A 19,565-nucleotide genomic window follows, 5' to 3' on the forward strand; every position below is an offset into this window, starting at 1 on the left:
GTGGAACGTCGGACTGCTTTGCTATTGCGTCCCGAATCTCGCGAAGTCATGTGCACGGGGGCTGGATGAGCGCGCATCGCTTCATCGTGTGGGTGTTGGCGCTGACCTTGATGGGCTGTTCGAGCACGCGGGTCGTCCGACTGGACTCAGGCCAGGGCGTGCCAGAGGTCCATGTGCCCTTCGAGGAAGAGGACGCGGGGCCGGTGGAGTTGGACGACGATGAGTTCGAAGAGGCCCTGGTGGTGCTCGCCCGGGACGTGAAGCCCTTCGAGCACCCGTTGAGAGAGGCCCGCGAGCGCTTCGGTGTGCCGGAGCGAAGTGGTGTGTACGAGTACCAGCCTCAGGGCCCCAGGCTCGTCCCGCGCGGGGACGCGGAGGTCGGAGGACTCCGGTTGCTGGAGACGTACGCCGATGACGCGCTGACACGGGACTACGGGCGCTGGTGCGAGCGCAAGTCGCAGCCTGGAGACTGTCTGCGCCTGCTGGAAGAGGGACCGTTGCTGGGAAGTGACGGCCGGTATTCGTTGGCGCTGGCCATCGCGATGGACGCGGTGTGGGAGGAGACCGCGGAGGCGCTGGAGGATGCGACGGACCCCCAGGCGTTGCTGGCGACAGTGACGGCGTCCGTGAGCATGTACTTGCTGTTGTGGGCACTGCCCGAGCCCGTGTCCAAGGGTCTGGCTTCGTTGTTGACGGCGACAGCGATTGCGTACCTGGGCGTGGACACGGTGTGGCGGGTGCTGGATGGGTGGGTGGTGCTGGTGCGGCGGGTGGATGAGGCGCGAACGTTCGAGGAACTCGAGGCCGCGGGCGAGGCCTACGGCGAGGTGCTCGGGGAGAACGCGGCGCGCGTCTTCGTGATGCTCGCGACGGCGGCGATTGGGAGCACGGCGGGGTTGGCGGCGAAGGCGTCAGGGCTGCCGGGCTCGGCGCAGGCGGCGGTCGCGGTGGAGTCGCAGGCGGGCTATCGGTACATGGCGGTGGGAAGCGTGCGCTCGGTGGCGATGTCGGCCGAGGGCTTCACGGTGGCGCTGGCGCCTCATGCGGTCGCCATGGCGAGCGGGCGCACCGAGAAGCACCACCTCGCGACGAACAAGAACAGCAAGTCCGCCGCGCGCGGAGGGCCTTGGACCCCGAGGTTCGAGAGACTCTTCAAGCGGGCTGGGATGAAGCTGAAGGACCCCGAGAACATCGTGCGCGTCGATGGGCACAAGGGGCCTCATCCAGAGGCATACCACCAACGCATCCTGGATCGTTTGCGCGAGGCGCTCGGTGACTGCCGCCGGGTGGATGAGTGTCGCGCAGTGCTGACGCGCTCGCTCAAGCCACTGGGCGACGAAGTGGCGACGAAGGGGACGGAGCTCAACATCCTCGTCACTCGGGGCGGATAGCCGCTAGAAACGACGTCATGCCAAGTCGCTATTTCAGGCTGGATGAGGACGTCCGAGCTGGATACTGGTACCTGGGCGACATCGAAAGCGCCCCGGGCCAGGAGGTGGACGACCCCTGGATGTTCATGGCGGGGCAACCCATCCAGGTCCAGGGGCCTCTCTGGGTGTCCATCGATGCGCCAGGAAAGCCGCTGGACTTCTGCCTCGCGGGCGTGGGGGTTGTCCCCATCCTCCACGTGAGGCTGGCGACCCTCTTCATGGAGATGGCTCCCGACGACGTGCAGACCTTCCCCGTGAGCATCAAGGGCCAGCCGGACCAGTACGTCATCCTGGTGGCCACGAAGGTCATCCACTGCATCGACGAGCAGGCGTCCAAGGTGCAGTTCTGGGACCCCAAGCACGCGCCGCCCGGGAAGGAAGGGAAGTACTTCGCGGTGGACGACATGCGCATCGACACATCGAAGGTGGGCGACGCCAAGGTCTTCCGCACCAAGGGTTGGCGCACCGCCCTCATCGTCTCCCAGGACCTCAAGCAGGCCCTGGAGCGACTGAAGCCCACGGGCGCGAAGTTCACCCCCGTGTAGCCCCGCCCCTCACTCCACCGCCGCATCCCGAGGCAGCTGCCGCACCGTGTGCCCCTTCTTCTGCAAGAGCGCCACGATGCCCTCCGCGCCCACCACGTGCCCCGCGCCCACCACCACCAGGTGCACGCGCGGCTCACCCAGGAGCCCCTCCAGCCGGTCCGCCATCTGCACGTTGCGCTCGAAGAACACGCGCTCGTACACCGGCCGGTAGGTCTCATCCTTCGCCCCCTCCAGCAGCAGCCCCGCCATCCCCTCCGCGTCACCCGCCTGCCACGCCGACGTGAGCGCCTCAACAATCTCCCCCGGCCCCTGCTCCCGCCGCAGCTGGTCCCTCAACATCAAGTCCTGCAACGACTCCGGCGTGCCCGCGAGCATCCGCAGCTGCCCGTCCGCCGTCTCCAGCTCCACCACCTGCTTCTTCACCCCGTGCGCCTTGTCCAGGAACGCCCGGTCCACGCCGTGCCCCTGCTTGTAGCCCGCCGCCTCGAACTCCAGGTTGTTGAGCACCAGCCCCGCAAGCCACGGCCGCAGCCGCTCCAACCCCTTCACTTCCACCCCCAGCCGCGTCGCCGCTCTCCCCAACAGCTCCCGCGTCGCCGGGTCCAGCCGCTGCGTCAGGCGCTGCCCCTCCGGCAACATCCCCAGCTCACGCACCAGCTTCCCCATCGCGGCCGCGTCCGTCCTCGTCGTGTCCACCTCCACCGCGAGCACCTCCGCCTTGCCGAACGCCGCGTCCATCGACGCAGGCAACGCGAGCGCCCCCGGCTTCCCCATGTGGATGGACCCCACCAGGTACGCGGTGCCTCCCCCTGTCCCCTTCACCTCCCAGAGGAACGCCTTCCCCGTGTCCACCGGGGTGTACTTCCGCGCGGCGGGAGTCGACGCGCAGCCCGCGCCGAGCAGCACGACCAACAGCAAGGACAACGGCAGGGACGACGCGCGCTTCATGGTGTGGGCTTCCCCCAGATGGTCCACCCATCGAACCACCCGGGCACGCACTGCGTCGAGGAACAACGTCCCCGGGGCCTGGGGACGCCCGCGCTGCCTCGAACGGCTTCCGGAGTACGCTTCCTCACAGAAGACACGAGGTCTTCCGGTGACGCCCTGCGTCGCCCACAGTCCATGACGCGCGGAGCCATTCTCCGCGCTTTGACAACCCCATTGAGCGGGTGCTACCGCTAGGTGAAACATGAATCGGCCTTCAACTTCTCCAGACCGCTCCGGACCCGTGACACCGCGAGGTCAGCGGACGCGTGCGAAGCTGCTGAAGGCCGCCGAGTCGGTCTTCGGGGAGAAGGGCTACGAGCGCGCCTCCATCGCGGACATCACGCGCAAGGGCGGCGTGGCGCTCGGCACGTTCTACGTCTACTTCCCGGACAAGCAGTCCATCTTCGTCGAGGTGGTGGACGACCTGGGCACGCGCCTGCGCCGGCTCATCGCGGACTCCACCTCCAAGTGCGACAACCGCATCGACGTGGAGCGCGAGGGCCTGCGCACCTTCTTCCAGTTCGTGCGCCAGCACCCCAACCTCTACCGCGTGGTGCGCCAGGCCGAGTTCGTCGACGCCGACTGCTACCGCCGCTACTACGACCGCTTCGCCAAGGGCTACGTCACCGGGCTGTCGCGCGCCATGGAGGAGGGCGAGGTGCGCCGCATGGACCCGGAGGCGCTCGCCTACTGCCTGATGGGCATCGGTGACTTCCTGGGCATGCGCTGGGTGCTGTGGGAGGAGGACCCGGGCCTGGAGCGCGTGCTCGACACCGCCATGGGCCTCATCCGCCACGGCCTGGACACCCGCCCCGCGCCGCCCCCGGGCCGCAACACGCTCAAGACCACCAAGGCCCCCTCCACCCGGGCCGCGGCCACCAAGGCCGCCCCCACCAAGACCGCCAAGAAGAACACCTTGCGCCCCGCCCGCCGTCCGGCGCGGAGCGCCCGGAGCTGACGAAAGCACATGCGATACGCGCAGATCCTCTCCACCGGCCGTTACGTCCCCGAGAAGGTCCTCACCAACGCGGACGTCGAGAAGATTCTCGGCGAGCCCGTGGACGAGTGGCTCCAGCAGAACGTGGGCATCAAGCAGCGCCACGTCATGGCGGACTCCCAGGCCACCAGTGATTTGTGCGTCGCCGCCGCCCGGCAGGCCCTGGAGCGCTCCGGGACGAAGCCCGAGGAGCTGGACCTCATCATCGTCGCCACCGACACGCCCGACTACCTGAGCCCCGCCACGTCCTCCGTGGTGCAGGCCAAGCTGGGCGCGCCCAACGCCGGCACCTACGACCTCAACTGCGCGTGCGCGGGCTGGGTGACGGCGCTGGACGTGGGCTCGAAGACGATTGCGGCGGATGACAGCTACCGGCGCATCCTCGTCGTCGGCGCGTACGGCATGACGCGCTACGTGAACTGGAAGGACAAGAAGACCTGCACCCTGTTCGCGGACGGCGCGGGCGCGGTGGTGCTGGGCGCGGGCGACAAGCCCGGCTTCATGGGCGCGAAGCTGCTCGCCAACGGCGAGTACCACGACGCGCTCGGCATCTACACTGGCGGCACGAACCGCCCCGCCACCGCGGAGACCCTGCCGCTCACCGGCGGCAAGCCCGCCGTGCAGTTCGTGCGCAAGTTCCCCTCCACCTTCAACACCGAGCGCTGGCCCATGCTGCTGGACCAGCTGCTCAAGCGGCAGGACCAGACGCTGGACGACGTGAAGCTCTTCGTCTTCACCCAGCTCAACCTGCGCACCATCGAAGCCACCATGAAGGTGCTCAACCAGCCCATGGCCAAGGCGCACTACACGATGGACAAGTGGGGCTACACGGGCTCGGCCTGCATCCCCATGACGCTGGATGACGCGGTGGTGCAGGGGAAGGTGAAGAAGGGCGACCTGGTGGCCTTCTGTGCCAGCGGCGGTGGTCTCGCCATGGCCTCCGCCCTCTACCGCTGGACGGCCTGAGCTTGGAGGCGCGCATGTTCATCGGAGACTGGATGGGGCGGGGCGCCCTGTACTGGCCCGAGCACGTCGCGGTGGTGGACACGGCCAAGGGCGACGCCGGCCGCTTCACCTACCGCGCCCTGAACGCGCGCGCCGAGGCGCTCGGCGGCTGGCTGCGCGACGTCGCCGGGGTGAAGCCCGGGGACCGCGTGGGCCTGGTCGCCCACAACGGCGTCGAGTACCTGGATGCCCTCTTCGCCTGCGGCAAGCTGGGCGCCATCTTCGTCCCCTACAACTGGCGCCTGCACGCCGCCGAGCTGACCGACCTGGTCCGCTCCATCCGCCCGCGCGTCCTCCTCTTCGGCGACGACTTCCGCGACGGCGTGGCCCAGGTGCGCGAGAGCGTGGGGGACTCGCTGCGCCTGGTGGCCCTTGAGCCCCAGGGGCTGCCCGGCGCCGCCCCGTATGCGCAGGTGCTCGCGCACCGTCCCACCGCGCCCGTGCGCAACGACGCCGTGTCCGAGGAGGACACGCTGTGCCTGCTGTTCACCGGCGGGACGACGGGGCGCTCCAAGGGCGCGTGCGTCAGCTACCGCATGGTGGCGTGGAACACGCTCAACACGCTGGTGCACGAGGTGCGCCCCGGCGACGTCACGGTGACGCACACGCCCATGTTCCACACGGGCGGGCTGCTCGTGTACACGCTGCCTTTGCTCACCGCGGGCGGCACCGTGGTCATCATGCGCCGCTGGGAGCCGGAGGAGCTGCTCGCGCTGATTCCCCGCGAGAAGGTGTCGCTGTTCTTCGCGGTGCCCACGCAGTACCAGCAGCTCCTCGACTCGCCGCGCTTCGCGACGACGGACTTCTCGTCGGTGCGCTTCATGACCAGCGGCGGGGCGGCGCTGCCGGTGCCGCTCATCCAGGCGTGGCAGGCGGTGCACGCGGTGCCCTTCAAGCAGGGCTTCGGGATGACCGAGTTCGGCCCGGGAATCTTCAGCATGGGGCCCGAGTTCGCGGTGTCCAAGGCGGGCTCCATCGGCCGCCCCAACTACTTCATCGCCGCGAAGCTGGTGGACGACGACGGCCGCGAGGTGCCGACGGGCGACGTGGGCGAGCTGGTCCTGAAGGGCCCCTCCATGTGCTCGGGCTACTTCGAGGACGAGGCCGCCACGCGCGAGGCCATCGACGCCGATGGCTGGTTCCACACCGGCGACCTCGCGCGCCAGGACGCGGACGGCTTCTTCACCATCGCCGGCCGCAAGAAGGACATGTTCATCTCCGGCGGGGAGAACGTGTATCCGCTGGAGCTGGAGTCGGTGCTGTACGAGCACGCGGCCGTGCAGCAGTGCTCGGTCATCGGCGTGCCGGACGCGAAGTGGGGTGAAGTGGGGCGCGCCTTCGTGGTGCTCAAGCCCGGCGCGGACTGCACGGGCGACGCGCTGCTCGAGCACCTGCGCGGCAAGGTGGCGCGCTTCAAGGTGCCCAAGCGGGTGGTGCTGGTGGAGCGCCTGCCGGTGTCCGCGGCGGGGAAGATTCTCAAGCGCGAGCTTCGCGAGGCGGCCATCGCCGCCGACGCCGAGGGGCGATGACGCCCACCGGCTCCGACGCACCGCGCTGAAACACTGTCTGGGCGGGCATGTCTGGGGTTGGCCCTGCATGCCTGTCGTCTGTCGTGACACCCCGGCGGTGACGCCGGAACGAAGGGAGCACCACATGAAGAAGAAGCTGCTGTCCGCGGTCATGGTTTGCGCGCTGGGCTTCGTCGGCTGCGGAGATGACGACGGCGACCCCACCCCGACTCCCCAGGCCCCCAAGCTCGACAGCTCCGCCAACATCCTCGCGTTCCTCGAGGGCAAGTCGATGATCATGGAGGGGGCCAACATCCCCAGCCACCCCAACGGCTTCAGCGAAGATGTCGACTATGGCGCGGCGTCCCAGTGTTACCAGAGCGTCACCATGTCGGTGGCCGGTGGCAACTTCAAGGTCGACAGCATCCCGGGCACCATCGCCGACGGCGCCTGCAATCACGACGCGCCGAAGAACCCGCTCTCCTTCACGTCCAACACCGTCCTCATCGAGAACGTGGCGGCCGACGGGAGCTGCTTCGACGTGACGTTCTCCTTCCCGGGCGGCCTGGTGCAGGAGGGCCGCGGCGGCTTCACCGCGGACCAGAAGACGCTCAAGCTGGAGCTGTTCTTCAAGAACCAGGCGACGGGCAGCCGCTGCGCCAACGGCGCGGTGGGCACGTCCAGCTCCGTGACGCTCAACGGCCAGCCCTTCACGGGCAACGCCGTGCAGACGTACTCCATCCGCTAGCCCGCTTCACCTCGTGCCGGAGGGAGGGTGCGCTCCCGCCCTCCCTTCCGGACGGAGGTCCGGACGCGGGTGCTCTTCGCCCGCGTCCTCGGGGAGCCTGGCCGTACTTGAGCCATCGACAGTCATCGACAGTGGTGACATCCGAGCCCGGTGTACCGGGAGCGCCCCGCCGTGCGGGGCCGAGGTGGATATGACGGGAAGTGGGTTCGAGGCACGCGAGACGCTGCGGCGCAACGCGAGGATGCTCGCGGCGCTGGGCCTCGTCGGACTGGCGACGCCGGCCGCCGCGCAGAGCACCCCGGTGCCGGGGCTGTACGCCGAATGGCAGGAGGAGAAGAACCGCGAGGAGGACGCCGAGCCTCGTGAGTTCAGCCTCATCAACTACTTCTTCACCCGCGTCTCCATGACGAACCAGATTGGTGACCCGGCCGGCCTGCGTGGCGTGGCGCTGGGGCCCATCGGCTCGCGCGTGGGCAGCGCGGTGAGCACCGAGCCGAGCCGCTCGGCGTACTTCATCGAGCAGCGCTGGATTCCGGTCATCGAGTACAGCCCGTTCTTCGTCGACGGGCTGGCGTCCTTCCGCGCGCAGTTCGAGGTGGACTTCCTCTGGGGGCGCTCGGCCAACACCATTGGCCAGAACGAGGGCGGCGGCTTCAACGCCGACCAGGTGAACATCCAGACCAAGAACGTCAACGTCGCCATCTACCCGACGCGCAACCCCAGCCAGCTCACGCTGCTGGTGGGCACCCAGCCCGTCTACGACAGCGCCCATGACCCGACGCGCACGCCGCTGTCGGACCTCACGCGCACCGGCTACAAGCTGGCCTTCCTGGGCAGCGACGCGACGGGCCTGTCCATCTTCAGTGGCCTGAAGGGCAACGCGCGCCTGAGCTTGTTCCCGCTGGGCAGCGCGCAGGCGGACCGCGCCACGCGCAACGACCCGCGCCTGAAGTACATCTGGCTGGCGATGGCGGACTACGTCTACCCGGTGCGCCCCAACACCAACGTGGGCGTGTCCGCGTGGGCGCTGAACGACGACACCAAGGGTGACGCGTACGCCTTCGAGGGCCTGGTGAAGAGCGGCCCGTCGTCCACGGGCCTGCCGGGCTTCACCGGCACGGCGCGCTTCAACATCAACCGCCCCACCGGCACCGTCTTCTGGGCGGGCGCGCACTTCAACCACAACATCGACTTCCGCAACGGCCGGCTCGGGGCCTCCGGCTTCGTGATGTACAACGGCGGCAAGTACAAGAGCGACGACCCGGAGAACTCGCCCATCGACGAGCTGAGCATCTCCGGCGTGTCCGCCAACCTGGAGGTCATGTACCAGTGGGGCCGCGGCCCCGGCGACGTCGTCACGCTGGAGGGCATGTTCTCCTCCGGTGATTCGAACCTGAACGACGACAAGTACACGGGCGCCTTCACGCTGAACCAGTACGGCCTGCCGGGCGCGGTGTGGTTCAACCACAAGATGCTCATCCTGTTCCCGTTCACCAGCACGGTGAACAACTACACGGGCGCGGTGACGGACATCTCCAACCAGGGCTACGGCCTGCGCGCGGGCATCGCCTCGGCGTCGTGGGACATCGTGCCCAACAAGCTCAACCTCAAGGTGGCCACGGGCCTGGCCAACTCGGGCGCGGACCCGACGCCCTGGGTGGCCGAGGTGCGGCGCGGCCGGTTCATCGGCGCGGAGGTCAACGCGGAGCTGCGCTACCACATCCGCTACCTGATGACCGTGGGCCTCCACGGCGGCTACCTCTTCCGCGGCAGCTTCTACGACGGCGCGGCCACCGTGCGCAGCGACCCGTGGGCGGCCTTCACCACCTTCACCTGGTACGCGTTCTGACCATGAGCTCCTCCCGCGCTTTCACCGCGTTGCTCCTCGCGGCGGGGCTGTCCTCCGCCGGTTGCGTGCGCTCGTATGCTGGCGAGTCCGCGCTGTCCTTCCAGGACCTCGACTACTCCACGGCCGGCACCCAGCAGGCCTGGCCCGTGCACCGCGTCGCCCTGCCGGACGTCACCGCCCGGTATGGCCTGGCCAGCCCCCTCCACGTCTCGTACGTGGACCTGCTCGCGCCCTCGCCCGAGGCGAAGACGGTCATCTTCGTGCACGGCCTGGGCTCGTATCTGAAGTTCTGGCAGGCGCAGCTGGACGTGTTCCACGCGAAGGGCTACCGCGTCGTCGCGGTGGACCTGCCGGGGTACGGCAAGTCCGACAAGCCGGCCACGTTCCCGTACACCACCGAGGCCATGGCGGACGCGGTGGCGGAGCTGGCGCGGGTGCTGGGCGTGGAGAAGCCCATCCTCGCGGGGCACTCCATGGGCGGGCAGACGTCGCTGTCGTACGCGCTGCGCTACCCGGACGCGCTGGAGGCGCTGGTGCTGGTGTCTCCGGCCGGGTTCGAGAAGTTCTCCTGGAAGGAGAAGCAGTGGTTCCGCCGGGTGATGAGCTCGGACTTCATCAAGGCGGCGCCGGAGGCGGGCATCTGGGGCAGCGTGCGTCAGGGCAACTTCATGCACTGGCGGCCGGAGCTGGAATGGCTCATCCAGGACCGCGTGCGGCTGGCGAAGTCGCCGGAGTTCGACGCGTACGCGTACGCCAACGTCCGCACGGTGCGGGGCCTGGCGAACAACGACTTCGTGCGCGACAACCTGCACCGCGTCTCGGTGCCCACGCTCATCGTCTACGGCACGGATGACCGGCTGATTCCCAACCCGTTCCTGCACGGCGGCGAGGCGCGCGAAATCATGGAGTACGGCGCGTCCCGCATCCCCGGCGCGGCGCTGGCGCCGATGAAGGGCTGCGGGCACACGGTGCAGCTGGACTGCCCGGAGCCGGTCAACGCGGCGGTGCTCGCGTTCCTGGCGGACCCCGCGGCGGCGAAGCCGTTCGTGGAGAGGACGAAGCCCGAGGACAAGGCGCCCAAGCCGAGCGAGCCCGCGCCCGTGCCCGGCGCGCCGGAGACGCAGCCTTCGCCGACGCCCGCGCAGAACGATGCGCCCGCGCCGTCGGACGGGCTGCGGCCGTAAGGTGAGGCACGGCCTCGCGCCGAGAGGTTGACCGGCCTCGGCGCGAGGGTGCGCACGGCGCCCTCCGGAGGATGCGACGACGCCCTCCGTGGAGACGCGCGGCGGGAGGGCCGCCAGCGCCGGAAGGTCGGAGGTGGTGAAGACGAGCGGCGCGCTACCGGGTGTGGACATAGGGGACCCGGGTCGTGAGCGCGCGGCAAGGCTCGAAGCGGGGAGGTGACCTCCGACTGGGAAGAGGTCCCCCGCGACGAGATGCCGCGTTCGCGCTGGAAGCGGGTGGGGCGGCCTCATCCTGAAACCTGGATGAGGCCGCCCGGGACTTCACGCGCCTTCGCGAGGCGGATGCCAGCTCACGTCCACTCCCCCACGGCGTGGATGGATGCCGGCTCACGCTCCCGACGGCGGGCGCGCCAAGGTTCTCACATCAAGGGACTCCCACGAGGTGGGCCCGAGGGGTCTGGCCCGTGCTCCCGGCGACGTCTCAGGTGACGACGCGCCGGGAGACGAGAGCGGGGTGTGGCTACGGGACGACGTGGTTGCGCACCATGCTGTACTGCACCGCGCCGGTCAGGTCCTTCGAGTTGTAGTGCCCGTAGGGATAGGCCGAGTACACCTTCTCACCCTGCTGCCCGGGGATGCGCGAGGTGTAGTCGCCGTACACGATGCCGCCGTAGCCGATGATTTCGTCGGCCGTGGAGTAGATGCTGTAGCGGTACGCGCCCTCGTAGCCGCTCGTGGCGCGCAGGTTGTCCAGGAACGTGGAGCGCCCGTACACCACGCCGAAGTACAGGTAGCCCGGGTACAGGCCGTTGGTGGAGCCGCACGTCGGCGTGGTGGGGCCCGTCTGGTAGCAGGACGTCAGGCCCAGGTTCGCGCCGGCGATGCCGACGAACGTGTCGACGGAGTTCGTCAGCGGCGCGCCGACGTTGTACGCGCCCCCGTTGGCGGAGTCGTTCGCGGAGCCGCCGAGGATGGCCTTGCGTGCGAGCGTCACGCCCATCGAGTGGGAGATGATGTCCACCTTCGACGCGCCGGTGTACGCCTTCACCGCCTCGATGAAGCGGCGCACCCGCATGATGTTCGGCTTCGAGTGGTACTGCACGGCGGTCTGCATGATGTCCGCCGGGCCCCACGTCAGCGCGTACAGCTCGCTCGTCTTGTAGCCATTGGCCAGGAAGTAATCGAGCGACGCGCTCCACCCCGACTGGCCCGCGGTGCCGGTGCCCACCGCCTTGTCGGAGTTGCCGTGGATGAAGATGACGGGCGTGTTCACCACGGTGTCGGTGCTGCTGGCCCTGCCGCCGTAGCTGCCGCCGGCGAGCTCGTACCGCGCGAAGTTGTCGTCCTTGTAGCCGTTGGCCAGGAGCCACTGCTGGAAGTGCGGCGTGATGCCCGCGGTGGAGGCCGCGGACGCGGTGGAGCCGAGCTGCTCGGTGATGGGCGCTTCGGGCGTGACGGGCTCCTCGAGCCCCTCGCCGCAGCCGGTGAGGGCTCCGACGAAGAGGGGGGCCATGAGGAACAGCGAATGCCGCAATCGCATGGTGGACTCCTTCGGTTGTGGGGGATGCAAACGCGCTCGGACCGAGACATGTCTTCGAGCGCGAGACGCAGTGTAGAGACATCTCACGCGAGCGTCGTCATCCGAGTGGACGCGCGCGCACGTTGTCGCGCTGCGTCGCGTGATAGTCATCGGGACATGCGCGCACGCAAGGTGGTCATCCCGAAGGCCGGTGGTTACGAGCAGCTCCGCGTCGAAAACCTGAATCAGGTTTCACCTGGGAGCGGGGAGGTGAGGGTGGCCACCCAGGCCATCGGGGTGAACTATGCGGACTGCGTCATCCGCATGGGCCTGTACGCCTCCGCGAAGGAGTATGTGGGGTGGCCGATTACCCCCGGCTTCGAGTTCGCCGGCACGGTGGACGCGGTGGGCGAGGGCGTGACGGACCTGGCACCCGGCGACCGCGTCTTCGGCGTGACGCGGTTCGGCGGGTACGCCACGCACGTGGTGGTGCCCCGGCACCAGGTGTTCTCGCTGCCGTCGAAGCTGACGATGGAGCAGGCGGCGGGGTTTCCCGCGGTGTTCCTGACGGCGTACTACGCGCTGTTCGAGCTGGCGCACCCGAGGCCGGGAATGAATGTGCTGGTGCACTCGGCGGCGGGCGGGGTGGGCAGCGCGTTGTTGCAGCTGGGGCGCATCGCCGGGTGCCGGATGGTGGGCGTGGTGGGCGGCACGCACAAGGTGGAGGCGGCGAGGGCGCTGGGCGCGGACGTGGTCATCGACAAGAGCCGTGAGGATTTGTGGAAGGCCGCGGAGGCGGCGTCACCCAAGGGCTACGAGGTGGTGCTGGACGCGAACGGGCCGTCGACGCTGAAGGACAGCTACCGGCACCTGGCGTCGCCGGGGAAGCTGGTCATCTACGGGTTCCACTCGATGCTGCCGCGCACGGGCGGCAAGCCGAACTACGCGAAGCTCGCGTGGGATTGGCTGCGCACGCCGCGCTTCGACCCGCTGACGCTGACGAACGACAACACGAGCGTGCTCGCGTTCAACCTGTCGTACCTGTTCGAGCAGCGCCTCGTGCTGGAGGACAGCATGGCGCGGCTGCTCGCGTGGGTGGAGGAGGGGAAGGTGGTGTCGCCGAAGGTGACGACCTTCAAGCTGGATGACGTGGCCCAGGCGCACCAGGCGCTGGAGTCCGGCACGACGGTGGGCAAGCTGGTGCTGGTGCCGTGAGCGGTGGGCTTCAGTCGCCGGTGCCCAGCTCGGTCCCCGAGGTGGGCCGCTGCCTGCACAGCATCTGGAGGAGCACCACGCCCACGGCATGGACATCCGAGCCCGCATCTACCGCCTCGCCCCGGTCCTGCTCGGGGGAGAAGTGCTGGAACTGGCCTTCACCACGCCCGCCTCGGTATGCACCCGGCCGGCCATCCGCGCCTTGGCGATGCCGAAGTCGGAGAGCTTCGTCTTCCCTTCATAGCTGATCAGGATGTTGTCCGAAGAGACGTCGCGGTGCACCAAGCCGAGCGGCTCGTCGCGCAGCGCGTGCGCGTAGTGAAGCCCGCAGCACAGCTCGATGGCGATGGGGGCCGGGAGCAAGGACATGCCCTTTTCCTTGGAGCGCTCGAGCACCTGGGGCAGGGACTGTCCGTCCACCCACTCCACGGCCAGGAAGTACGCGTCCTCCGCTTGGCCGAAGCCGAACACTTGCACGACGTTGCCGTGGCTCAGGCCCACGCAGAGGCGGGCCTCGACGAGGAACATCTCCGTGAAGGCCGGATTCGCGCCGAAATGGCTCAGCACGCGCTTGATGGCCACGAACTTGGAAACGCCGGACGCGGCGGGGTAGCGGGCCCTGTAGACCTCCGCCATCCCTCCGCTGCCTGGTCGCTCCAGCAGTTCGTACCGGGCGAATTGGATGACGCCCGTGCCGCCCATGCGCGTGAATGCGGTGAGCGTCAAGGTAGATGTCGGGTGAGTCGGGTCAGCGCGGCTTCGTCACTTCGTGCTGCACGGGGGGCTGTTCGCGGAGGGGTTGAGGCGCCGCGCCGGGGGCTGCGCTGGGCTGGCTGGATGCGCCACCGTTTGGAGGCGGTGCATGCGGTTTACGGCGTTCGTGGTGGAACGGCCACGTCGAAGATCCGGCCAACGTCGCGGAACAGCTTGTCGAAGGAATCCGCCCTTCGTGCCATTGTCAAATCAAAGACACTGGTGAAGGCTGGCTGGTCCAGCGTTTCGCTATAGCCCTCGCCCATCCGCTCACTCAGCCACCCTTTGCAGTTGCGTATCTTTTCGGGCTCTGGAGGAGCCTGGAGGCTCGCAGGCAGTCCTCGCTTGCCCTGGAGTGACTCAGCTGCCGCGATGAACCAGGCCTCATACTCCCGATGCGCTACGACCACGGAGATGGACCGGTCCGCTCGTTGTTTCTGGGCCCAGTCCAGGAGCCTAGGGCCCAGGACACAGGGTTTGTCGTCGTCGGAGTCGAGCAGTACGAGCAGTCGCCCACCATCCCCGACCCTGCGAGCCATGAGTTCGATGGCGCGTTGCAGTTCGAGCTCCTTGACGAGTTGTCCTCGGGAGACCCGATAGGGGGGCAGAATCTGCGCCTGAACCGAGGGCGCCAAGTGTTGAAGGATTCGACGGATGAGAAGCGGCAGGGCCTGGACTTCACCATGCCCTTCAACGATGAGACCGAGCTTCATCAGAGGTCCCGCTCCCAGAGCTGCATCTGCTTGGCTTCGGGGACGGCATCCAGGTCAGGAACCAACTGGTTGGCCTTCAAGAGCTCTCCTGCGGTGTACAGCTTGTCGCGCAGGACGGAGCGGGTCGCCTCGTCCACTCGGGCGATCTTCGTCTTGCCCTGGCTGGCGACGACAGAGACGAGTTCCTCCGGGACGATACTGGGGTCATCCAGCAACTCAGGGCTGTGGCTGGTCACGATGACTTGTGCATGCTGCGACCCATCGCGAAGCGCATCCCGCAGGATACCGGCTGCGGCGGGGTGAAGAGCACTCTCCGGCTCCTCGATACCTACGACGGGAATGCGATGCTCGGTCCGAGTTTGGAAGAGGGCAACAAGGATGCCTAACGCACGCAGCGTGCCGTCGGACATGTTGATGGCGGGAAAGCGCAAAGGTTCCTTGGCGCCCTCGACGCTCTGACGGAACTCAAGCGTCTCCATGTGTCCCACTCGTTTGGGGTCGACTCCTTGGAGCGACGGGACGATGCGGCCGAGATACTCCTCGATGCGCTGCTTCGTGGTTCCATTGTTCTGCTTCTCGAGGCGCTCGAGAACACTAGAAAGGTTGAAGCCGTCCCGGGCCAGCAATTCACCCTTGTCGGGTGGCTGCAGTGCCCGGAGTTGGTCCGGGTTCAAGTTGTAGAATCCCATGTTCGACAACATGTCGAAGACGGGACGGAACTCAGGGAGTCCTGCTGCGTTGACCAGGTAGAGTCGGTCCGCAGATGCTGGTGGTGCGACTTGGGCGGGCTTCTGCACGACGTCGCCCTCCTTCACCCGATAGCGCGTGTCTCCTACCGCGCATTCTTCGCGCTGAACGACATAATCGCCGTGTGAGCGCGCGCCGACTCTGAACGAAAGGTAACCCGTCTCTCCACTGGGAAGCTGAAAGTCGATGTGAATGCCAAAGTGGGTGGGGTGGCCACTCGACCGGCGTCGCACCTCCTGTACTCCTCCTCGGTCTCTGAGCGCATGGTCCAGAGACGTCCGGAGTGCGTCCGTGATGAGGCGAAGTGCATCGAGGAAGTTGCTCTTGCCAGAGCCGTTTGGACCGACGAGGAACGTCAACGGTCCCAGGTTGACGTCGCACACTTCGATGCTGCGGTAGTTGCGCAGCCGAACTCGGGTCAGAAATGGGGTGCGACTTCCTGGGAGGTGGAAGGAGGTCTGCCAGGAACTCTGGGGGGATGACATCAGGACTTCTCCGTTCATGGCACGCTGAGGCTGGACGTTCCCTGTCGGTCTGCAGGGCAGGGCATCTGACGGTATCGAGCGGAAGCAGTCAAAAGAGATGCTTCAATGCGGTGCGTGAGGGGCCCGCGATCGCAGCCCGAAAACTGGAATCCAAGGGTGCGCCGAGGTCATCATGCTGCTCCGCAATGGGGGAACGGCAAGTCCCAAGGGACGCTCACTCGCGTCGGCTGCGCGGAACTGGCGGCGCTCGGCTACCGTGCGCCCATGCCCATCGTCCATGACTGGCTGGCCCGACGCGCGGCCCTGGACCCCGACCACCTCGCCCTCGTCGACGCCACCCAGGGCGGACGTCGCACCTCGTATCGTGAGTGGGACGCCCGTGCCTCGCGCACCGCTGCGTACCTGCACCACGTGCTCGGTGTCCGGAGAGGCGAGCGCGTCGCGGTGCTCGCCCACAACCGCGTCGAGACGCTGGACCTGCTCTTCGCCTGCGCGAAGCTGGGCGCCATCCTCCAGCCGCTCAACTGGCGTCTCAGCGCGCCGGAGCTCTCTGGCATCCTCATCGACGGGGAGCCGGCAGTGCTCGTGTATGGCTCGGAGCTGCGGGCCCAGGCCCTCGCCGTGCGCGAGGATGCGCCCTTCGTGCGCCACTGGCTCACCTTCGACGCGCCGGGCGCGGACGAGCGGCACTTCGTTCCCGAGCGGGACGCGGCCCCCGAGTCTCCGCTGCCCTCGCTGGAGTTGGAGGCCGAGGCGCCGTGGGTGCTCTGCTACACGGGCGGCAGCACCGGTGTGCCCAAGGCCGCGGTGCTCACCCATGGCTCCATCGCCGCGAACGCCGTCAACACGGTGGTGAGCTGGGGGCTCACGTCCGACGACGTGGCCGTGCTCAACGCGCCGCTGTTCCACACGGGAGGACTCAATGTCTTCACGCTGCCCCTGGTGTACGTGGGCGGCGCGTCCGTGGTGTGCAAGGGCTTCGAGGTGGAGCAGGTGTTCGACCTCATCGAGCGCCGCGAGGTGAGCCTCTTCTTCGGCGTGCCCACCATGTTCATCGAGCTGCAGCGTCACGCGCGCTTCGAGGCGATGGACTTCTCCCGCCTCAAGCTCGTCGTCAGCGGCGGCGCGCCGTGTCCGCCGCCCGTGTTCGAGCGCTTCTTCGCCAAGGGCGTGGCCTTCAAGACGGGCTATGGCCTCACGGAGGCGGGGCCCAACAACTTCTGGCTCCCGCCCGCGGACGTGCGCCGCAAGCCGGGCTTCGTCGGCGTGCCGCTGTTCCAGGTGGAGGCCCGCATCGACGGCGAGCGTCAGCCCGGGGACGTGGGAGAGTTGCTGCTGCGCGGGCCTCACGTGTGCGCCGGTTACTGGCGGCGTCCCGAGGAGACCGCGCGCACCATCGTCGATGGCTGGCTGCACACCGGCGACCTGGCCCTGCGCGACGCGGAGGGCTGCTTCAGAATCGTCGGCCGCCACAAGGACCTCATCATCTCCGGCGGCGAGAACATCTACCCCGCCGAGGTGGAGAGCGTGCTCGCCGGACACCCCGACGTCGCCGAGGTCGCCGTCATTGGCGTGCCTGACGCGAAGTGGGGCGAGACACCGCGCGCGCTCGTCGTGCCTCGCGCCGGGACGACACCCACCGCCGAGTCCCTGCTGTCGTTCTGCGAGGGACGACTGGCGCGCTACAAGACACCGCGCTCCGTGCGCTTCGTCGATGCGCTGCCGCGCACCTCCGCTGGCAAGGTGGACCGTCGCGCGCTGTCCGCCTCGCATGGTCAGCCCTGAGCGAGCGCCCATCGTCTGACGCGTCTTGCCTCCGTCTCGGGCGAGCACCCATCGTCTGACGCGTCTTGCCTCCGCCTCGTGCGAGCACCCATCGTCTGACGCGTCCTGCCTCCGCCTCGTGCAGGCGCCCGACCTCTGACGCGTCTTGCCTCCGTCTCGGGCGAGCACCCATCGTCTGACGCGTCCTGCGCCCGCTTCGTGCGGGCGCCCACTCCATGACGCGTTTTGCCCGATGCATCCGGACCGCGGGCCTGCTCCCGAGTCGCGCGCTGGATGTGTGGGCAGACGTCTCAACGGGGCGCCGACCCTCTGAATTATTCCACTGAGTGGAGAAACATGGCCGCTCGGCAGTTCCGTCCAACCTGCGTGGTGTCCGGGACTTTATTCTTCGTCCGTCAAAAGTGTCGTGATTTTCTGTGAATACTTGAATTGATTGACTCGGGTCACAAATCCCGCTTCCGATGGTCCGCGAGGCGTCGTGGACGCTGGTGTCCGCGTGCGCCGGTCCCCCGTTCAGAAAGGAAGCCCCCGATGAACCGAAGACTGCATGCGCTCCGGACCGCGACGGCGTTGTTCACCACCCTGACCCTCCCTGGCGCCGCGCTCGCCGCGAGCGAGGACGTCTCTCCCGAGGTGCTCACCGCGATGCAGCGGGACCTGGGGCTCACCGCCGAGCAGGCACGTCAACGACTGGAGACGGAGGCGCTCACGGCGCGCGCGGAGCAGACGCTGAGGAGCGAGCTGGGTGCGTCCTTCGGCGGCGCGTGGCTGAACGAGGCGGGAGACCGGCTCGTCGTCGGCGTCACCACCGCCGCGGGAGAGCAGGCGGCGCGGCGCGCGGGCGCGGAGCCTCGCTGGGTGACGCGCACGGAGAGGGAGCTGGACGCGCTCAAGGAGGCGCTGGACCGGGGCGCCGACGTGGCCAGCAAGGACATCCATGGCTGGTACGTGGACCTGCCCACCAACAGCGTGGTGGTGCTCGCCCGGGACGCGGCGGTGGTGAACGCGGAGCGCTTCGTCGCGGAGAGCGGCGCGGCCGACAGCGCCGTGCGTGTGGTCATCTCCCAGGAGAAGCCCCGCCCCTTCTACGACCTGCGCGGCGGTGACGCGTATTACATCAACGGCAACACGCGCTGCTCCATCGGCTTCCCCGTGGCCGGAGGCTTCGTCACCGCGGGCCACTGCGGCGGGGTGAACTCCTCCACCCAGGGCCACAACGGCGCGGGCCAGGGCACGGTGCGCGGCTCCTCCTTCCCGAACAACGACTACGCCTGGGTGCAGGTCAACGGCAACTGGGCCTCGCAGCCGTGGGTCTACAACTACGCGGGCGGCAATGTCATCGTCGCGGGCTCCGCGGAGGCGGGCATCAACGCGTCCGTGTGTCGCTCCGGCTCCACCACCGGCTGGCGCTGCGGCGTCATCCAGGCGAAGAACGTCACCGTCAACTACGACGTCGGCCCCGTGTACGGACTCACGCGCAGCAACGCGTGCGCGGCGGGCGGTGACTCGGGCGGCTCGTTCATCTCCGGCAACCAGGCGCAGGGCGTGACGTCGGGCGGCTCGGGCGACTGCTCCACCGGCGGCACCACGTACTTCCAGCCGGTGAACGAGATCCTCTCCGTCTACGGCCTGTCGCTCACCACCAACGGCGGCGGGGGCCGTGAAATCGTCGGGCTCGCGGGCAAGTGCATCGACGTGGACCACTCCAACACGGCCAACGGCACGGCCATCCAGCTGTGGGACTGCAACGGCTCCAACGCGCAGAAGTGGACCTTCCACGGCGACGGGACGCTGCGCGCCTTCGGCAAGTGCATGGACGTGACGTGGGGCTCCACGGCCAACGGCGCGCTCATCCAGCTCCACGACTGCACGGGCAACCCCGCGCAGCAGTTCGTCTTGAGCGGCGCCGGGGACCTGGTCAACCCGCAGGCCAACAAGTGCGTGGACGTGTCGGAGTGGAACACCAACAACGGCACGCGGCTGCAAATCTGGGAGTGCGCCGGCACCGCGAACCAGAAGTGGTACCTGCGCTGACCTGTGCGCCGGGCTGGACGGGGCGGCGGATGCCCGTCCGGCTCCTGGGCGGGCGGAGTCG

General features: G+C 68.3%; 16 protein-coding genes. 11 read left to right on the plus strand and 5 right to left on the minus strand.

The window, feature by feature from the left end:
• Positions 1-65: 65 nt before the first annotated feature.
• A complete protein-coding gene (locus tag K8625_RS05905; RefSeq protein WP_223751966.1) occupies positions 66-1,391 on the plus strand; it encodes an AHH domain-containing protein in 1,326 nt (441 codons plus the stop codon).
• Positions 1,392-1,408: 17 nt separating this feature from the next.
• Positions 1,409-1,975: an imm11 family protein gene (locus K8625_RS05910; RefSeq protein ID WP_223782110.1), complete on the plus strand. Its 567-nt coding sequence runs from the start codon at positions 1,409-1,411 to the stop codon at positions 1,973-1,975.
• 9 nt (positions 1,976-1,984) lie between these two features.
• On the opposite strand, the gene K8625_RS05915 is transcribed toward K8625_RS05910, so the two are convergent.
• Entirely contained in the window at positions 1,985-2,923 is a 939-nt protein-coding gene (locus K8625_RS05915) for a TraB/GumN family protein (RefSeq protein WP_223782111.1), read from the minus strand.
• 241 nt (positions 2,924-3,164) lie between these two features.
• On the opposite strand from K8625_RS05915, the gene K8625_RS05920 reads away from it, so the two are divergent.
• The 6 genes from K8625_RS05920 to K8625_RS05945 all read left to right on the plus strand — a co-directional run bounded on the left by K8625_RS05920 (position 3,165) and on the right by K8625_RS05945 (position 10,253).
• Positions 3,165-3,920: a TetR/AcrR family transcriptional regulator gene (locus K8625_RS05920; protein ID WP_223782112.1), complete on the plus strand. Its 756-nt coding sequence runs from the start codon at positions 3,165-3,167 to the stop codon at positions 3,918-3,920.
• A gap of 9 nt (positions 3,921-3,929) precedes the next feature.
• The gene (locus tag K8625_RS05925; protein ID WP_141333287.1) at positions 3,930-4,925 is read left to right on the plus strand and encodes a 3-oxoacyl-ACP synthase III family protein; all 996 of its coding nucleotides are present in this window, start codon (positions 3,930-3,932) and stop codon (positions 4,923-4,925) included.
• Between the two features lie 14 nt (positions 4,926-4,939).
• Positions 4,940-6,493: a long-chain fatty acid--CoA ligase gene (locus tag K8625_RS05930; RefSeq protein ID WP_223782113.1), complete on the plus strand. Its 1,554-nt coding sequence runs from the start codon at positions 4,940-4,942 to the stop codon at positions 6,491-6,493.
• A gap of 124 nt (positions 6,494-6,617) precedes the next feature.
• Complete coding sequence (locus K8625_RS05935) at positions 6,618-7,220, plus strand: hypothetical protein (RefSeq protein ID WP_223751962.1); 603 nt, start codon at positions 6,618-6,620, stop codon at positions 7,218-7,220.
• Positions 7,221-7,410: 190 nt separating this feature from the next.
• Positions 7,411-9,069: a hypothetical protein gene (locus K8625_RS05940; protein WP_223782114.1), complete on the plus strand. Its 1,659-nt coding sequence runs from the start codon at positions 7,411-7,413 to the stop codon at positions 9,067-9,069.
• Between the two features lie 2 nt (positions 9,070-9,071).
• The gene (locus K8625_RS05945) at positions 9,072-10,253 is read left to right on the plus strand and encodes an alpha/beta fold hydrolase (protein WP_223782115.1); all 1,182 of its coding nucleotides are present in this window, start codon (positions 9,072-9,074) and stop codon (positions 10,251-10,253) included.
• A 520-nt stretch (positions 10,254-10,773) separates the two neighbouring features.
• Here the strand turns inward: K8625_RS05945 and K8625_RS05950 are convergent.
• On the minus strand, positions 10,774-11,793 hold the full coding sequence (locus tag K8625_RS05950) for a lipase (protein WP_223751959.1): 1,020 nt from the start codon (positions 11,791-11,793) through the stop codon (positions 10,774-10,776).
• Positions 11,794-11,949: 156 nt separating this feature from the next.
• Between K8625_RS05950 and K8625_RS05955 the strand changes: the two genes are divergently transcribed.
• Positions 11,950-12,987, plus strand: coding sequence for a medium chain dehydrogenase/reductase family protein (locus K8625_RS05955; protein WP_223782116.1), 1,038 nt, complete (start codon positions 11,950-11,952; stop codon positions 12,985-12,987).
• Positions 12,988-13,095: 108 nt separating this feature from the next.
• Here K8625_RS05955 and K8625_RS05960 read toward each other — a convergent pair whose 3' ends face one another.
• The 3 genes from K8625_RS05960 to K8625_RS05970 all read right to left on the minus strand — a co-directional run bounded on the left by K8625_RS05960 (position 13,096) and on the right by K8625_RS05970 (position 15,685).
• Positions 13,096-13,713, minus strand: a complete 618-nt coding sequence (locus K8625_RS05960) for a serine/threonine-protein kinase (RefSeq protein WP_223782117.1) — start codon at positions 13,711-13,713, stop codon at positions 13,096-13,098.
• A 143-nt stretch (positions 13,714-13,856) separates the two neighbouring features.
• A complete protein-coding gene (locus K8625_RS05965) occupies positions 13,857-14,453 on the minus strand; it encodes a DUF4276 family protein (protein WP_141328006.1) in 597 nt (198 codons plus the stop codon).
• Positions 14,453-15,685 (minus strand): AAA family ATPase, encoded by a 1,233-nt coding sequence (locus K8625_RS05970; protein WP_223782118.1) that lies wholly within the window; start codon positions 15,683-15,685, stop codon positions 14,453-14,455. Before K8625_RS05970 ends, K8625_RS05965 begins: the two co-directional genes overlap by 1 nt.
• Before the next feature lie 264 nt (positions 15,686-15,949).
• On the opposite strand from K8625_RS05970, the gene K8625_RS05975 reads away from it, so the two are divergent.
• Together K8625_RS05975 and K8625_RS05980 are read left to right on the plus strand one after the other, a co-directional pair.
• The gene (locus K8625_RS05975) at positions 15,950-17,470 is read left to right on the plus strand and encodes a long-chain fatty acid--CoA ligase (RefSeq protein WP_223782119.1); all 1,521 of its coding nucleotides are present in this window, start codon (positions 15,950-15,952) and stop codon (positions 17,468-17,470) included.
• Positions 17,471-18,001: 531 nt separating this feature from the next.
• The gene (locus K8625_RS05980) at positions 18,002-19,504 is read left to right on the plus strand and encodes a ricin-type beta-trefoil lectin domain protein (protein WP_223782120.1); all 1,503 of its coding nucleotides are present in this window, start codon (positions 18,002-18,004) and stop codon (positions 19,502-19,504) included.
• Positions 19,505-19,565: the final 61 nt, after the last annotated feature.

The organism is Myxococcus sp. AS-1-15 (assembly GCF_020037055.1).
GTDB classification, from domain to species: Bacteria; Myxococcota; Myxococcia; order Myxococcales; family Myxococcaceae; genus Myxococcus; species Myxococcus fulvus.

Coding starts and splice junctions, on each gene's coding strand:
- K8625_RS05905 (WP_223751966.1), top strand. CDS start 66: ATGAGCGCGCATCGCTTCATCGTGTGGGTGTTGGCGCTGACCTTGATG.
- K8625_RS05910 (WP_223782110.1), top strand. CDS start 1,409: ATGCCAAGTCGCTATTTCAGGCTGGATGAGGACGTCCGAGCTGGATAC.
- K8625_RS05915 (WP_223782111.1), bottom strand. CDS start 2,923: ATGAAGCGCGCGTCGTCCCTGCCGTTGTCCTTGCTGTTGGTCGTGCTG.
- K8625_RS05920 (WP_223782112.1), top strand. CDS start 3,165: ATGAATCGGCCTTCAACTTCTCCAGACCGCTCCGGACCCGTGACACCG.
- K8625_RS05925 (WP_141333287.1), top strand. CDS start 3,930: ATGCGATACGCGCAGATCCTCTCCACCGGCCGTTACGTCCCCGAGAAG.
- K8625_RS05930 (WP_223782113.1), top strand. CDS start 4,940: ATGTTCATCGGAGACTGGATGGGGCGGGGCGCCCTGTACTGGCCCGAG.
- K8625_RS05935 (WP_223751962.1), top strand. CDS start 6,618: ATGAAGAAGAAGCTGCTGTCCGCGGTCATGGTTTGCGCGCTGGGCTTC.
- K8625_RS05940 (WP_223782114.1), top strand. CDS start 7,411: ATGACGGGAAGTGGGTTCGAGGCACGCGAGACGCTGCGGCGCAACGCG.
- K8625_RS05945 (WP_223782115.1), top strand. CDS start 9,072: ATGAGCTCCTCCCGCGCTTTCACCGCGTTGCTCCTCGCGGCGGGGCTG.
- K8625_RS05950 (WP_223751959.1), bottom strand. CDS start 11,793: ATGCGATTGCGGCATTCGCTGTTCCTCATGGCCCCCCTCTTCGTCGGA.
- K8625_RS05955 (WP_223782116.1), top strand. CDS start 11,950: ATGCGCGCACGCAAGGTGGTCATCCCGAAGGCCGGTGGTTACGAGCAG.
- K8625_RS05965 (WP_141328006.1), bottom strand. CDS start 14,453: ATGAAGCTCGGTCTCATCGTTGAAGGGCATGGTGAAGTCCAGGCCCTG.
- K8625_RS05970 (WP_223782118.1), bottom strand. CDS start 15,685: ATGTCATCCCCCCAGAGTTCCTGGCAGACCTCCTTCCACCTCCCAGGA.
- K8625_RS05975 (WP_223782119.1), top strand. CDS start 15,950: ATGCCCATCGTCCATGACTGGCTGGCCCGACGCGCGGCCCTGGACCCC.
- K8625_RS05980 (WP_223782120.1), top strand. CDS start 18,002: ATGAACCGAAGACTGCATGCGCTCCGGACCGCGACGGCGTTGTTCACC.